Here is a 15797-nt window from a genome sequence, read left to right as displayed (position 1 = left end):
ATTTATACAACGAAATAAGATTACATTTATCTTTAGACTATAGAACACCAAATATGGTATATCAATTATCAGCTTAAAACCAATTTTTAACTGTAGCCATATTTCAGGACTAGACATTTAAACCGACCGTAAATTAAGTGAGACAAATATTCGGAAAACTTACAAAAGAACTTAATGACCACACAAACTCAAAAGATGTGGGTAAAGACAATGGTTTTCCAATCAAAACTTATAGAGAATTAGTTGAACAAGTTGCAAAACTTTCATATTTGAATAAAGACCATTTGCTTTTCTTCAGAGGTCAAAAAAATGACTACAGGAATAAAGCCAATAAGTCAACTTTTTATCCGACAATTTATCGTGGAGAGCATTTAACCCAAGAGGAATTAGACTATCGCTTTGTCAAATTAAATAGTGCTAGTAAAATTTTGGTTGAATTATTTAGGAAACACAAGGTTGATGGAATAACCGAGTTTCGTAGAAAAAAGTTAATTCAATGGAGTGTTCTACAACACTATGAGGTTACCGAAACACCATTAATTGATATTACTCAATCTTTAAGAGTTGCTTGCTCATTTTCTCAATATAAAAACGTACAAGAAACAGCCTACATATATGTCTTTGGTCTACCCTATTATTCAAACAGAATTTCTACTAATTCTGAACACGATTTAGTAAACATTAGACTTTTAAGTATTACACCACCTCAAGCATTGAGACCATACTTTCAAGAGGGATTTTTAATTGGTACTGAAGACATAACAAATGAATATGAATATAAAGGCGAACTTGATTTAAACAATCGATTAATTGCAAAGTTTGAAATTCCCAATAATGACAGTTTTTGGGGTAACGATTTTGATAAAATCCCGGAAAATGCTCTTTATCCAAAAGATGACAAAATTGAGAGCATCTGTAAAGAAATAGAGGATAAAATACAAATAGAACTTGCTCCAATGAATATTGGAAATTTCCTAAAAGCTTGGACAACTTTGGAAAGTTCATTAATTAAACGCTCTAGAAAATATATTCGTGAAACTCATAGATTAAGAGATGCTTTATATGTCTTAATGAAGTACGAAGAAAACCTAGCTTCTTTATACAAGGAAGTTGATGCTTTGAGAATGTTCAGAAACAAGGTTGTTCACAAACCACTATCTGTTAAAAACGGAGAATTAACCTCCCAAATAAATGTATTGAATAAAGTAAATGAACAATTAAAAACAGCACATAACAATGTATAACCGCAATTACGGCGGATTCGACTACGTCCGAATCCACTCGGAATTGCTAACGTCAGTTCTTAACCGAATGTCATTATCTTTAATCCCGTAACTGACGGTTATACGAGACCGTTGCCAACAAGCTAAAAAAAACGAACTAATTACCAAATTGGTAACTTTTTTTTATTATCTTTGCGTCAAACAATTATAATGTGAGAGTAATCGCAAAACGAACTTTACGAGATTTTTGGGAAAAACACGCTGATTGTGAAGAACAATTAAAATCGTGGTATAGAGAAACTGAAAAATCCGAATGGAACAATATTAACGAATTAAAAAGTGAATATCCGAGTGCTAGTATTTTAAAAGACAATCGAATTGTTTACAATATTAAAGGTAATAATTATCGCTTGATTGTAAAATTTAATTTTGAGTACGGAATATGCTGGATAAGATTTATCGGAACTCACGCTGAATATGATAAAATTGACGCAAATAATATCTAATTATGAAAATATTACCAATTAGAAACGAAAAAGACTATCAAAACGCACTCAACAGACTTGAGGAAATTTTTGATGCAAAAAAAGGAACGGAAGATGGAGACGAATTGGAAATCCTGTCAATTTTGATTGATAGATATGAAAATGAACAATTCCCAATCGGAATGCCTGACCCAATAGAAGCAATTAAATTCCGAATGGAACAAATGGGAATGAAACAAAAGGATTTAGCAGAAGTTGTTGGATTTAAAAGCAGAGTTAGCGAAATTTTGAATAAAAAAAGAAAACTGACTCTAGATATGATTAGAAAACTCAACACTACTCTACATATCCCTACTGAAGTTTTAATTCAAGATTATTAATTAAAAAAGCCAGTTGGCAACAAAGTACTGTGGTAAAAAACAAGTAAAAAAGCATTAACGTTTCACTAAAGTACTTCTATAAGAATCATCATATATCAAACCAGATTTTGCGATAGCAAAAGCCTGTTTTAAAAGCTTATTACATACAGCTATTAAAGCCAGTTTTTTACTCTTCCCTTTTGTTTACTATCCGCTCCTAAAATTCCGGACATACACTATTGCCTTTAAAAATGCAATTAATTTATACAAGGACATAACATTTCATTTATCTTTAGTCTACAAAACACCAAATAAGGTATATAATTATTAGCTTAAAATCAATTTTAACGTAGCCATGTTTCAGGACTAGACATTTGAAAAAAATATGAAATATCACAAACCATTCTTAATCTTACTTATTTTTATTTTTATTATCTCTTGTGGAAAAGACGATGATTCAACTAGTGTTAATCGCCCACCTAATAATTTCCAATTATTACAGATTGAAAATAATGCTATAAATGTTTCTTTAAATCCCCAACTGACATGGGAAAATGCTATTGACCCTGAGGGAGATGAAGTGACATATCAAATATTACTTGATATGAACTCTGCAGCACCAACCACCATAATTGCATCGGGTTTAGAATTAACAAATTATACGATTGATAATTCCTTAGAATTCAAAACGGAATATTCTTGGCAAGTTATAGCAAATGACACTAATGGTAATAGCACAGCTAGCGAAATTTTCTCATTTACATCTAGAGAGATACAGGCAATTAATGCTACTGAGAATGCTGGATTTACAGAAAGGGAAAACCATACATTAGTAAGTTTTGACAATCGAATGTGGATTATTGATGGTGCTGAATTAGGGGATGTTTGGTCGTCTAATGATGGTGTCATTTGGACAGAAGAGACTTCAAACTCAAACTTTCCTAATAGATTCGATCATTCCTCTGTAGTATTTGATGGAAAGATTTGGATAATTGGAGGTACAGGAAATAATGTAGTTTATAATGACATTTGGTCAAGTGCAGACGGAATAAACTGGATTCAAGAAAATAGCAATGCATCTTTTCCTGAGAGATATGCCCATACCTCTGTAGTATTTGACAATCGTATTTGGGTAATTGGAGGAGAAAATGGAACTTTAGAGTTTAATGATGTTTGGTCAAGTTCTGATGGATTAAATTGGGTTCAAGAAAATAACAATCCACCTTTTTTATCTAGGTTTAATCATTCAAGTGTTGTTTTTGACAATCGTATTTGGGTAATTGGAGGATTAAATTCTGTTCAAGGTAGTGGCGTTGGAAATTTAAATGACGTTTGGTCTAGTGCTGATGGTGTAAACTGGAATCAAGAAAGCGCAAATGCTGAATTTTCTGCAAGATATGGACATGCAACAGCCGTCTTCGATAATAAAATTTGGATACTAGGAGGTTCTGGTGGAAATGGACTCAGTGATATTTGGTCAAGTGCAGATGGAATTAATTGGAAAGAGAAATCGAGTAATGCAGCATTTTCAGGAAGAATGAATCACAGAAGTATCACATTTAATGACAATATTTGGATTACTTCGGGATGGAGTACTGGAAGTCTATTGAACGATGTATGGTATTTAGAATAATCTATAAGTAAAAGTAAACTGTTTACAACAATGGCTATAAGTAATTGCTTGTTCTTGCCTACTTCTGAAAATACTCGAGGATTTTCAGTTTGGTGAGTACTTGCAAAGTTAAGTGATAACACACGCAACTACTCATAGCCGAGACCGTTAGCAAAAATTAGAAAAAAACAACAGAGAGATTAATATGAAAAACTTTATAATCTTATTGGTTACATTAATAACCACACTTACATCAACTGCTCAAGACATTACAGGTCAATGGAATGGTGTTTTAAAAGTCCAAGGAACACAATTAAGACTTGTGTTTAATGTTAAGCAAACTAAAAATGGTTTTAGCTCAACAATGGACAGTCCAGACCAAGGAGCAAATGGTATTCCTGTTACAAATACAACGTTTGAAAACCCGAAAATTAAATTTGAAGTAACTAATGCTAGAATTGAATATGATGGAGAATTAAGTGGGGATGAAATTATTGGAACTTTTAAACAAGGAGGACAAGAATTTCCTATGAATCTATCCAGAGAAGCAATCAAGAAAGAAATTGTAAAGCGACCTCAAGAACCGATAAAACCTTATCCATATTATTCTGAAGATGTAGTATTTGAAAATACAAAAGCTAATGTTTCATTATCTGGAACATTAACTTTACCAAAGAAGGACGGAATTTTTCCAGTCGTAATTTTAATTANCTCAAGAACCGATAAAACCTTATCCATATTATTCTGAAGATGTAGTATTTGAAAATACAAAAGCTAATGTTTCATTATCTGGAACATTAACTTTACCAAAGAAGGACGGAATTTTTCCAGTCGTAATTTTAATTACAGGAAGTGGGCCACAAAATAGAGATGAAGAACTATTAGGACACAAACCATTTTTAATAATTTCAGACTATTTAACCAAAAATGATATTGCAGTTTTACGATATGATGACAGAGGAGTTGGACAATCAACAGGGGATTTTAAAACTGCAACTTCTGCAGACTTTGCAACTGATGTTGAAAGTGCTATTGCATACTTAAAAACAAGAAAAGAGATTAAGAAAAATAAAATTGGTCTAATTGGACATAGTGAAGGTGGCTTAATTGCACCTATAGTTGCTTCAAAATCAAAAGATGTAAATTTCATAGTATTATTAGCAGGCACAGGAATTCAAGGAGATAAACTGTTACTACTTCAACAAGAACTAATTGCCAAAGCTAATGGTGTTTCAGAAGCAGAAATAGAGAAAACAATACAGAACAATTCAAAAGTATTTGAAATGGTTGTAAAGTCTAATGACAATCAAAAATTAAAAACCGACCTGACAAATCTACTCAATGAATTGCTTGAACATGAATCAAAGGATGAAATCCCAAATGGAATGACCAAAAAGGAATTTGTTTCAATGCAAGTAAATCAAATTGCAAGTCCTTGGATGGTATACTTTATGAAATTTAATCCGATCACAACATTAGAACAAGTAACCTGTCCTGTTTTAGCTGTAAATGGAGAAAAAGATTTACAAGTTCCACCAAAAGAAAATTTAATAGCCATAAAAAATGCTTTGACAAAAGGGGGAAATAAAAATGTAACTACAAAGGAATTTCCAAATCTGAATCATTTATTTCAAGAGTGTGAAACGGGTTCTCCAAATGAATACGGAACTATTGAACAGACATTTTCACCCATTGTATTAGAAGAAATCACAAAGTGGATAAAAACACAAACGAAATAAAAACTTTGCACAACAAAGTACTGCGGTAAAAAAGCATTAACTTTTCACTAAAGTACTTCTATATGAGTCATCATATATTAAAGCCCGTTTTTTACTCTTCACTTTTGTTTACTATCCGCTCCTAAAGTTCCGGACATACACTATTGGCTTTACAAGCATTTAAGAGCTACAGAAAATGCAATTAATTTATACAACAAAATACCATTTCATTTATCTTTAGACTACAAAACACCAAATAGGGTATATCAATTATCAGCTTAAAACCAATTTTTAACTGTAGCCGTATTTTCGGGACTAGACATTGAATCCGAGCATTATGAAAATTATTATTATGAAAAAAGCCTTACTTATTTTAAGTATATTATTTACATCTTTATCTATTTCTCAAGTTCAAATTGGCTCTGATATTGATCCTTTAAATGCTCTAGGACAATTTGGAAAAAGCGTTAGTATGTCCTCAAGTGGTAATATAGTGGCTGCTACTGGTGGAAATACTACTACAAATAAAAGTTTTGTGCGTGTATTTCAAAATAATTCGGGTGTCTGGACTCAATTTGGTTCTGATATAAATGATATAAATAGCGAAGATTGGTTTGGAAGAAGTATAAGCATGTCATCCGATGGTAATAGAATAGCTATAGGCATACCTTTGAGAGATATAAATGGAACAGACTCTGGAGCTGTAGAGGTATATGAAAATTTGAGCGGTACATGGACTCAAGTAGGTTCTGACATATTAGGACAATCAGAAATTGAAAATTTAGGACAATCTGTTAGTTTATCTTCGGACGGCAATATATTAGCCATTGGAATACCCGAACACAACGAATTCTCGAATGGGACTAAAACAGGAAGGGCTGTGATTTATGAATACGTAAATGGACAATGGAGTCAGATAGGTTCGGATATTATGGGAGAAAATGCAGGTGATTGGTTCGGGGACAATATAAACTTATCATCAGACGGAAGTACTATCGCTATAGGAACTTCAAGGAATAGTGAAAGTCAATCAAATTCAGGAACTGGTCAAGTTGAAGTCTATAGGAATATATCTGGAGTTTGGACACAAATAGGTTCTGATATAAATGGTTTAGTAAATGATTATATTGGAGAAAGTATAAGTTTGTCTTCAGATGGGAATATAGTTGCTTTTGGAGCACCATCTAGCTATGGATTTAGAGGTAGTGTAAGAGTATATAAAAATATTGAAGGTATTTGGACTAAAATTGGTGATGATATTTTAGGTGAGTATTCGACTGATTTTTGCGGTTCTACACTTAGCTTATCTTCTGACGGTAATATATTAGCAGTAGGTTCACCTTTAAATTATGAAAATGGAGGACAATCAGGTCATGTACGTATTTTTAAAAACATATCAGGTAATTGGACTCAAATAGGTTCAGATATAGATGGGGAAGCAGCCAATGATTTAAGTGCTGAAAAAAATAATTTAAGTTTATCAGCAGATGGTGGAATTGTTGTTATTGGAGCATGGCAAAACGAAGGCGGTTTTTCTACTTATGGTTCTGGCCATGTTCGGGTTTTTGATTTATCTGAAGTTTTATCTGTAGATAGCTATGTATTAGAAAATACAAATGTCTATCCTAACCCAACAAGCAAGGTTTTCACAGTTCATATGGATAAGAATATTCAGTTTAAAAAACTAAGTGTTTTTAATACTTTAGGAAAGAATATTTTAGAATCACATCAAAAAGAAGTGAATATTGAAAATCTTTCAAAAGGACTTTATTATGTGAAAATAAAATCAGATAAAGGAGAAACGACAAAAAAAATTGTAGTGAATTAATTATGAAAACTTGCTACAACAAAGTCCTATGGTAAAAAACAAGTAAAAAAGCATTAACGTTTCACTAAAGTACTTCTATAAGAATCATCATATATTAAACCAGATTTTGCGATAGCAAAAGCCTGTTTTAGAAGCTTATTACACACAGCTATTAAAGCCCGTTTTTTACTCTTCCCTTTTGTGTACTATCCGCTCCTAAAATTCCAGACTTACGTTATTGGCTTTAAAAATGCAATTAATTTATACAACGATATACCATTTCATTTATCTTTAGACTATAGAACACCAAATATGGTATATCAATTATCAGCTTAAACCAATTTTGAGCTGTTTATATATTTCAGGACAAGACATTATGAAACTATGAGATTGATTTTATTTTTTTTACTTTCAATCCCAAGTATATTATTTGCTCAAAATATCAGCGGAACTATTTATGACGATGGAAGCACACTTGAATACGTAAGTGTTATCAATATCACCAAGAATTTCGAATCATTTTCTAATGCTAATGGATTTTTCACAATTGAGGCTATTGAAAATGACACTATATTATTTTCTTCCTCATTTCATATTGATAAAAAAATCTTAGTTACCAATGATTATTTAGACAAAGAGGTCACCATTCAATTAGAACAAAAAATAAATAATCTTGAAGAAGTAATAATAAGTAACTATTCTTTTGATGAGGATCAATTTAATTCAAATTTTAAAAATCAAATATTATATGATCTTGACCATAATATGCAGGCTTATGAACAGCCATCGAATGGGAATGTAGATTTTAGAAAGATTTTTATACGTGCAAACAAACTTCTGAGTAAAGACAAAAAAAATAAGTCTTCTATAACACCTAATTATATTACCTATTCTGAATTAAAATTACTTTTTTTAGAACACGAGTTTAATAATGAAAAATTGACAGATGTATTAAAGATAAAAGAGGAAAACGTTGACCTATTCATGGACTTTTGCAGAGGGAAAATCAAAAGTGAATTGCTTGAGGAAAAAAACAATTTTTTATTATTGGACAAATTGATAGATTTATCAACGAAATTTAAAAAACTAAGCGTAGAATAACTATACCCAATAAAGTACTGTGGTAAACAACACGTAAAACTCATTAATTTTCCACTAAACTACTTCTAGAGCATCATATATTAAAGCCAGTTTTTTACTCTTCCCTTTTGTTTACTATCCGCTCCTAAAGTTCCGGACATACACTATTGCCTTTAAAAATGCAATTAATTTATACAACGAAATACCATTTCATTTATCTTTAGACTATAAAACACCAAATATGGTATATCAATTATCAGCTTAAAACCAATTTTTAACTGTAGCCGTATTTTCGGGACTAGACATTGGAAAAAAACATCGCGATAAAATCAAACTTTAAAAAATGATTGGGATTGCTGTCTTTTTTATAGTACTCGGAATAATTATAAGATACGGAAAAATGTACTTTCTGATTGCAGGTTATAATACTAAGCCAAAAGAAGAACGTGCGAAATTTAATACTGACGGAATTGCAACTGTATTTAGGAACTCAATGTTTGGAATGGCAATAATTATGATTATCGGATATTTTTTGGTTAATTGGCTGAATAATCCTGATATTGAAAATGTGACATTTTTTGGAGCAATTTTGATTGGAATTCCATATTTAGTAATTAAATCAAATTCAGATAAATTCAAAATAAAATGATTACTGAAAACTCTCTATTTTTAATTCCATTTAGTAGCGGACTGATTTTTATTGTTGTCGGAATAATTATGTATAAATTTCCGCCAAAAAAAATTAATGGAATTTATGGCTATAGAACTTCAAATTCAATGAAAAGTCAAGAAAGGTGGGATTTTGCTCAAATTTATTCCTCTAAACAAATGATGAAGTACGGAGGTTTACTTTCTTTATCGGGAATTATAGGTTTATTTTTCCAACCGAGCGAAAAAACTTCGACAGTTTTAGGCTTGGGCTTTATGATTTTAATGGTAGTATTATTATTAGTAAAAGTTGAGAAAAAATTAAAGGAAGAATTTAAAAATAGTGAATAACAACGCACCACAACAAAGTACTGTGGTAAAAAACAAGTAAAAAAGCATTAACTTTTCACTAAAGTACTTCTATAAGAATCATCATATATTAAACCAGATTTTGCGATAGCAAAAGCCTGTTTTAAAAGCTTATTGCATACAGCTATTAAAGCCAGTTTTTTACTCTTCCCTTTTGCTACAATTCGTTCATAAATATCTCTGCATGCTTTGTTGTATTTACAAGAATTAAAACTGCACATAAATAATAAATTACGAAGCTTCTGATTTCCTATTTTACTTATTCTACTGCGTCCATTTACACTGCTACCACTCTTTCTAACTAATGGAGTTAATCCAGCATAACTGCAGAGTTCACTACCGCTTGTAAAACGCTCAAAACCATCTGTAAGAACCACAAGCATTAATGCCGTTTTATTTCCAATTCCTGGTATGCTTTTTAAGCGAGTTAATACATCTTGATGGACTTCTTTAACTAATACCATCAGTTTATCTTCTAAGGTTTTGATTTCTTTTAAAACGTGTTTTAAGCTTCGTTTTATAGAACTTACAACTGCTTTGCTTGGATTTCCTAAAACGGATTCACCATGTATTTTATTCTTCAGCATAGTGCTCTGTTTTGTGTACACAGAAAGGAGTCTGGTTATTTGAAGACATTCTATTTGATGTTTGGATTGACCTTCCCAAAGCTTTAATTCTACTTGTTTGGCATATTCACAAATAAGTTTAGAATCACTTTTATCCGTCTTGATCTTAGACAACTTCATTTGGATAAAGCGTTTAACAGCTAAAGGGTTTTCTACTGATACCTTTGTCCCTGACTCTAGTAAATAATAAGCCAATTGATAATGGTAATAACCAGTGGCTTCCATAACACAATGACTATCCAAATCTAAGAGTTTTGTGAATTTTTTAAAGCCAGAAATTGTGTTTTTAAATTGGTAGTAATTGCCATCTGAATCTGTCACATCAAAAACTAAATGGCTAATGTCTATTCCAAAATATTTAATATCTTTATTCATAAGAAAATGATTTTTGAAAGGACGACTACGCGAGTTTCAACGACTTAAAATCGAGGTCTAAAAGCCTCATAGAACTGTACGAAATCTGTGTAGTAAAAGAGAGGGGATTTTCAATGTTGACGAGATCTGTAGTCTCTCCGTATATAATAACCTTATTCCTCTCTTTTGTTCTTTCTAATTTATAGGTCTTAATTTAGTGTTTTTGTTAAAATGCTAACTTAAGATGTATATAAAACATAGCTAATATAGGCTTTTCGAGAGGTTTGTGTGTATTTGTCAAGACCGCCAAATTTTTAAATTTGGCTTTTAATAAAATAAAGATAAAAAGAAAAATTTAAAAATTCGGCTCGTGTATAATCCGAAACGATAGCGTCTTTTTGCACGCTACGTTTCATATACGGAGACGTTGTAAACCATATGAGGAAAATCACACTACATAGACCAAAAGAGAGTTTCAACAAGAACTGTACGTATGAAATATTGGTCGGAAAAAGAACTCTGACTGAATTGAAAAATGGAGAGGAAAAAAGTATTGAAATCCCGAATGAATTTAAGAACGAAACTTTGAAAGCTAAAATTCAGTGGTGTGGAAGTGAAAAAATGGAATTGAGGAATTTAACTGAAAACGATAAAATAATTATTAGCGGAAATAAATTTCTAAACAGAAAACTTCCATTTTTTGGAGCAATGTTTCCTTTAACCGGAATAATGATTTTTAGTACTAAAAATATAATTTCAAAAAATATCGGAATTGGAATTTTAATGATATTTCTTGTTGGCCTAATTGGAACATTGACAATCGGAAAAAACAAATGGTTGAAATTGAAAAAAGAATAAAAACACGGTTTACAACAAAGTACTGTGGTAAAAAACAAGTAAAAAAGCATTAACGTTTCACTAAAATACTTCTTTATGAGTCATCATATATTAAAGCCAGTTTTTCACTCTTCCCTTTGTTTACTATCTGCTCCTAAAGTTCCGGACATACACTATTGCCTTTAAAAATGCAATTAATTTATACAAGGACATAACATTTCATTTATCTTTAGTCTACAAAATACCAAATAGGTTATATCAATTATTAGCTTAAAACCAATTTTAACTGTAGCCATATTTCAGGACTAGAAATTAAAAAATGAACTACAAATATTTAACACCTCCTGAATTGAATTCAAAAGTCAAGCTAAGACAAATTCATTTTAGGTTTGATAAAACTCGTATATTTTCATTTTTAAGCTTTCCTATAGGTGATATTTGTTCTTTGTATAATAATTCTATTAAACCTCAAATTGAAAAGGATTTAGAATTCCAAAATAAAATTAAAAAAACACCATATCCAACAGAAATAGAAACACCTGATGATTATTCTGATTTGAGAGAGAATCAATTTATAGATCAAGAGGCTCATCAGCTAAATTCAATGACCAGTTATTTAAACCAAATGACAGCCATATTTATTTGGTCACTATTAGAGCAAACTGAAAATAAATTAATTAACTATATAGAAAAAATTAAAAAAGAAGAAAATCACTCAGGGTTTGGTAATTGGAAAGACAGAAAACAATATTTTAAGGATTGAAACATAGAATTACATAATTTAAATAACTACAATACTGTTCTCGAATTACAAAAATTTAATAATAAAGTTAAGCATCTAGGAAAAGTAGACAGTGAACTTTCAAAAATGCCAACTTTTAGAAATAAATTGAATCAACCACTTGAATATATTACAATTCCTATTGAAAAATATCTTAATAGTTTTTATACATATCTTATAGACCTCTTTTGTGAAATTGAACATAAAATTTTTGAGTATAGATTAAATGAAGACTATAAAAACTAAAGGTAACACCAGCTAAACTTCATGTGGGTTTTGTGATAACCTCAAAGTTCTGTGTATATTTACTAGGTCGCCAAATCTTGTTGATTTGGCTTTGTGAAAACCAAAGAAACAAAACCAAACAAAAAGCTTCGGCTTAGTGCATGTTCGAAAATCTTGTCGATTTTCACCCGCACAAAGCCTAGCCAAAACCGTTGTAAATAATGCCGAAAAAGCTCATAACGAATGAAATACGCTGAATTTAATATCGACACGAATAAAATAGAATTTTTGAACTCTGTTCTCGGATTTGAGAATGTTCTAATAAATGGAAACAAAATTTCGAATAAATTTTCTATAACAGGAATTGAGCACAAATTCGAAATAAACTCTAAAAATTATATTTTAAAATCTAAAGCTAAATTATTTGCAAAAGATGGAATTAACATTCAACTCTCTGAAAATGGAGAACTAATCGAGAACATAAATCTTGAATATAATAAAAAACACAGATTATATTGGATGGTTTTTGGAGTGTTTTTTGGTTTACTAGGTTTTAAACTTGGAAAAATATTAGTTGAAACTTTAACTCACTAAAAAAAAACAACTAATTAAAACTGAATTTCGATTTTAAGCATATCTAATCTTGAATTTAAAAGTTGAAAATCTGAATTAATTAGTGGAACTGAAAAAAACACTATTTACAACAAAGTACTGTGGTAAAAAACAAGTAAAAAAGCATTAACGTTTCACTAAAGTACTTCTATAAGAATTATCATATATTAAACCAGATTTTGCGATAGCAAAAGCCTGTTTTAGAAGCTTATTACACACAGCTATTAAACCCAGTTTTTTACTCTTTCCTTTTGTATACTATCCGCTCCTAAAGTTCCGGACATACACTATTGGCTTTACAAGCATTTAAGAGCTACAGAAAATAAAATTAATCTGTAGAACAACATATTATTTAAATTATCTTTAGACTACAAAACACCAAATAGGGTATATCAATTATTAGCATAAAACCAATTTTTAACTATAGCCGTATTTTCGGGACTAGACATTATGAAAAAAACTCTGATATTGTTAATAATCCTGCTGACTTCAAATTTAGTTGAAGCACAGTTTATAAAAGAAAAATCAATAAATGCTCAAGTTGGATATGGACTGAGCGCACCAAATAATGGGGCTGATGATGTTGTAGACGATGGTTTTTTTGCTCAAGGAGAATTAGTCCTAAAAGTAAAATCTTGGATTGAATTCAGACCATATGCCGGTTTTATATTTACCAATTCTAATGGAGAAGACCTTAATGGTAATCCCACCCATGAAAAAGGGGAAACAAAAGCCTTTTTACTTGGAGGAAAAGTAAGAGTTCGTGCACCAATTCCTTGGGTGGCACCATACGTTGAAATTGGAATTGGAACTTCAATTGGAAAATTTGAAACATTAACTGCATTTGATAATATTGATAAAAGTGGAATTATTTACCATGTTCCATTTTCATTTGGACTTGAATTAGGAAAAAATAATAGTGTTGATTTAGGATTTGCTTATTATATACAACCGTCTGTTGAACAGTATGCAGGAGCCTTTGCGGTTGGAATAACATTTCCGCTGAATAATATATAATGCAACACAACAAAGAACTGAGGTAAAATACGACACTCTCCCTTATAACATTTAGGAAATGCTTTATTTTGGTACCGTTTAATATTTAAGGCGCTTATAGGCCTTAAATTGGGCTGTATTGAACGTTACAGTCCGCAGACCTAAACGTTGGTAGCAATTGCATAACGGATTGGAACCATTACATTAAAAAGTATAGCATAGAGACATCCTTTTGAAAACCTTCAAAATGAGAAGCTATATTTTATTTTTATACCTATCGGATTTCTAGAACTAGTAAGTATGTATTCTTAAAAGGTCAATCTTAAAATTGAAGTAAAAAACAGTACTCATCCATAATATTAGATACAATAGACAACTAAATTGTATCGCTTCCAAAAGCATAACAAGTGGCTAAAAAGACCTATTCCATACTTATCTGTAACCAAACACAATAAAAAAAGGCTTCACATTTCTGTGAAGCCTTGTAAACTTAGTAGCGGGAACTGGACTCGAACCAGTGACCTTCGGGTTATGAGCTTAAAGGTAATGTGTTTTAAAATGTATCAGAATATATTAAAATATATGAAATACATCACTTTACATAATTATTGATGTAATTTACATACAATCAAAATCAAACTATTCTGTACTTATTCTGTACTAACATTTTTATATTTTTATTATCTTTGTAATCAAAGGTAAAAGATTATGGCAAGTATTAAGATAGTTTTGCGAAAGAATATGATGAGAAAGGATAACACTATCCCTCTTGCTATACGTATTAGTGAAAATTACAAAACCAACTATAAATGGTTAGGACAATATGTTCTTGAAAAAGATTGGGACAAAAACACAGGAAGGGTAAAAAGAACGCACCCTAATGCAAAAAAGCTTAACAATTTTCTCTTAAAAAAACTTACCGAAACAAATGACATTTATTTTGATTCAAAAGAAAATATCACACCGAAACAGGTTAAGCAAAAATTGAAAGGTGCTGGTGGCTCTAAATCATTTTTTGTTTTTGCCGCAGATAGAGTCAAACGTAAATATGAACGTGAGGTATTTTCAGTTGCGAAATCTGAATTATCCATTCTTTATAACTTGGAAGAGTTTTTAAACTTGAATATTTCATTAGAAAAAGATTTAGCCGTAAAGGGTATATTTGAACGCAGAAAGCAGCGTGTCAGTAAAGGGCGTAAAGGCGAGCATTCATTTATGGATTCCGTTACGTATTTTAAGAAGAATAAGTCTTTAAAGTTTCAAGATATAACAGAATCATTCTTGGACAAATACAAAGATTTTTGTTCCGTATATCTTAATCAAAAATCTCGTACTATCACAAATCAACTTATTTTTATTCGCACCCTATTTAATAAAGCTATAAAGGATGGAATAGTTGATGCTAAATTCTACCCTTTCGGTGGGGAAAAAGAAAAAATACGCATTGGGAACAGTCATAAAATAGGTTTGACTGTCTCTGAAGTTGAACAGATAGAGCTTTTAAGATTAGAACCATATACCTCAATATGGCATACTAAAAATGTATGGCTTACAGCTTTCTATTTTGCAGGTATTAGAATATCAGATGCCGTTAAATTGAGGTGGTCTGACTTCAAAGACAGCAGATTACTCTACACTATGGACAAAAATGAGAAACCAGTTAGTCTTAAAATTCCTGATAAAGCTTCTGAAATTCTAAATTTTTATAAAAAAGAGAGACATCATAATAATGGATATGTCTTCCCATTTCTTAAAGAGGTAAATGTTTCGAATGAAGAAGAAATTTTTAAAAAAACAAGAAACGCCACTAAACTGTTCAATAAATATTTAAAGCGAATTGCAACGATGTGCGAGATTGAAAAAAATCTATCAAACCATATTGCAAGACATAGTTTTGGTAATATTGCCGGGGATTCTATCCACCCTTTAATGCTTCAAAAGCTATACAGACATAGTGATTTGAAAACCACCATAAATTATCAGGCCAACTTCATCCATAGGGATGCAGATGATGCATTGGATAGTGTTATTAACTTTTGAGTGATAGTTTTTATCGACAAATAAT

General features: G+C 31.0%; 15 protein-coding genes and 3 pseudogenes. 14 read left to right on the top strand and 4 right to left on the bottom strand.

Annotation, left to right across the window (positions count from 1 at the left end; translation table 11 throughout):
* Positions 1–137 precede the first annotated feature (137 nt).
* The 3 genes from AC0UBM_RS12770 (at position 138) to AC0UBM_RS12760 (ending at position 2088) form a co-directional block, all read left to right on the top strand.
* Complete coding sequence (locus AC0UBM_RS12770; protein ID WP_475688851.1) at positions 138–1244, top strand: FRG domain-containing protein; 1107 nt, start codon at positions 138–140, stop codon at positions 1242–1244.
* 191 nt (positions 1245–1435) lie between these two features.
* Positions 1436–1729 carry a type II toxin-antitoxin system HigB family toxin gene (locus AC0UBM_RS12765; protein ID WP_054729199.1) on the top strand — a complete coding sequence of 98 codons (294 nt, stop codon included), beginning with the start codon at positions 1436–1438 and terminating at the stop codon, positions 1727–1729.
* A gap of 2 nt (positions 1730–1731) precedes the next feature.
* Positions 1732–2088 (top strand): helix-turn-helix domain-containing protein, encoded by a 357-nt coding sequence (locus tag AC0UBM_RS12760; RefSeq protein WP_068449010.1) that lies wholly within the window; start codon positions 1732–1734, stop codon positions 2086–2088.
* A 54-nt stretch (positions 2089–2142) separates the two neighbouring features.
* Here AC0UBM_RS12760 and AC0UBM_RS12755 read toward each other — a convergent pair.
* Positions 2143–2268 (bottom strand): annotated as a pseudogene (locus AC0UBM_RS12755) (IS110 family transposase); the annotation flags it as partial.
* A 184-nt stretch (positions 2269–2452) separates the two neighbouring features.
* On the opposite strand from AC0UBM_RS12755, the gene AC0UBM_RS12750 reads away from it, so the two are divergent.
* The 3 genes from AC0UBM_RS12750 to AC0UBM_RS12740 all read left to right on the top strand — a co-directional run bounded on the left by AC0UBM_RS12750 (position 2453) and on the right by AC0UBM_RS12740 (position 7225).
* Positions 2453–3700, top strand: coding sequence for a Kelch repeat-containing protein (locus tag AC0UBM_RS12750; RefSeq protein WP_475688850.1), 1248 nt, complete (start codon positions 2453–2455; stop codon positions 3698–3700).
* 701 nt (positions 3701–4401) lie between these two features.
* On the top strand, positions 4402–5418 hold the full coding sequence (locus AC0UBM_RS12745) for an alpha/beta hydrolase family protein (RefSeq protein ID WP_475688857.1): 1017 nt from the start codon (positions 4402–4404) through the stop codon (positions 5416–5418).
* 451 nt (positions 5419–5869) lie between these two features.
* Positions 5870–7225, top strand: a complete 1356-nt coding sequence (locus AC0UBM_RS12740; protein WP_475688849.1) for a T9SS type A sorting domain-containing protein — start codon at positions 5870–5872, stop codon at positions 7223–7225.
* Positions 7226–7278: 53 nt separating this feature from the next.
* Here AC0UBM_RS12740 and AC0UBM_RS12735 read toward each other — a convergent pair.
* Positions 7279–7404, bottom strand: a pseudogene (locus tag AC0UBM_RS12735) (IS110 family transposase); the annotation flags it as partial.
* Between the two features lie 184 nt (positions 7405–7588).
* On the opposite strand from AC0UBM_RS12735, the gene AC0UBM_RS12730 reads away from it, so the two are divergent.
* The 3 genes from AC0UBM_RS12730 (at position 7589) to AC0UBM_RS12720 (ending at position 9283) form a co-directional block, all read left to right on the top strand.
* A complete protein-coding gene (locus tag AC0UBM_RS12730) occupies positions 7589–8305 on the top strand; it encodes a carboxypeptidase-like regulatory domain-containing protein (RefSeq protein WP_475688848.1) in 717 nt (238 codons plus the stop codon).
* A gap of 322 nt (positions 8306–8627) precedes the next feature.
* On the top strand, positions 8628–8933 hold the full coding sequence (locus AC0UBM_RS12725; RefSeq protein ID WP_475688847.1) for a DUF3784 domain-containing protein: 306 nt from the start codon (positions 8628–8630) through the stop codon (positions 8931–8933).
* On the top strand, positions 8930–9283 hold the full coding sequence (locus AC0UBM_RS12720) for an SdpI family protein (RefSeq protein ID WP_475688846.1): 354 nt from the start codon (positions 8930–8932) through the stop codon (positions 9281–9283). Before AC0UBM_RS12725 ends, AC0UBM_RS12720 begins: the two co-directional genes overlap by 4 nt.
* Before the next feature lie 47 nt (positions 9284–9330).
* On the opposite strand, the gene AC0UBM_RS12715 is transcribed toward AC0UBM_RS12720, so the two are convergent.
* Positions 9331–10302, bottom strand: a complete 972-nt coding sequence (locus AC0UBM_RS12715; protein WP_475688845.1) for an IS110 family RNA-guided transposase — start codon at positions 10300–10302, stop codon at positions 9331–9333.
* A 417-nt stretch (positions 10303–10719) separates the two neighbouring features.
* On the opposite strand from AC0UBM_RS12715, the gene AC0UBM_RS12710 reads away from it, so the two are divergent.
* The 3 genes from AC0UBM_RS12710 to AC0UBM_RS12700 all read left to right on the top strand — a co-directional run bounded on the left by AC0UBM_RS12710 (position 10720) and on the right by AC0UBM_RS12700 (position 12718).
* Positions 10720–11139 carry a hypothetical protein gene (locus AC0UBM_RS12710; RefSeq protein WP_434036899.1) on the top strand — a complete coding sequence of 140 codons (420 nt, stop codon included), beginning with the start codon at positions 10720–10722 and terminating at the stop codon, positions 11137–11139.
* A 298-nt stretch (positions 11140–11437) separates the two neighbouring features.
* Positions 11438–11881, top strand: coding sequence for a hypothetical protein (locus tag AC0UBM_RS12705; protein WP_475688844.1), 444 nt, complete (start codon positions 11438–11440; stop codon positions 11879–11881).
* 486 nt (positions 11882–12367) lie between these two features.
* The gene (locus tag AC0UBM_RS12700; protein ID WP_414036797.1) at positions 12368–12718 is read left to right on the top strand and encodes a hypothetical protein; all 351 of its coding nucleotides are present in this window, start codon (positions 12368–12370) and stop codon (positions 12716–12718) included.
* A 144-nt stretch (positions 12719–12862) separates the two neighbouring features.
* Here AC0UBM_RS12700 and AC0UBM_RS12695 read toward each other — a convergent pair.
* Positions 12863–12988 (bottom strand): annotated as a pseudogene (locus tag AC0UBM_RS12695) (IS110 family transposase); the annotation flags it as partial.
* 198 nt (positions 12989–13186) lie between these two features.
* Between AC0UBM_RS12695 and AC0UBM_RS12690 the strand changes: the two are divergent.
* On the top strand, positions 13187–13753 hold the full coding sequence (locus AC0UBM_RS12690) for a hypothetical protein (protein ID WP_475688843.1): 567 nt from the start codon (positions 13187–13189) through the stop codon (positions 13751–13753).
* Between the two features lie 687 nt (positions 13754–14440).
* Complete coding sequence (locus AC0UBM_RS12685) at positions 14441–15772, top strand: tyrosine-type recombinase/integrase (protein ID WP_092132197.1); 1332 nt, start codon at positions 14441–14443, stop codon at positions 15770–15772.
* Positions 15773–15797: the final 25 nt, after the last annotated feature.

It is taken from the genome of Formosa sp. F44 (assembly GCF_056238645.1).
The sequence above is the reverse complement of the archived record's forward strand: the minus strand, read 5'-3'. Positions and strand labels throughout refer to the sequence as shown.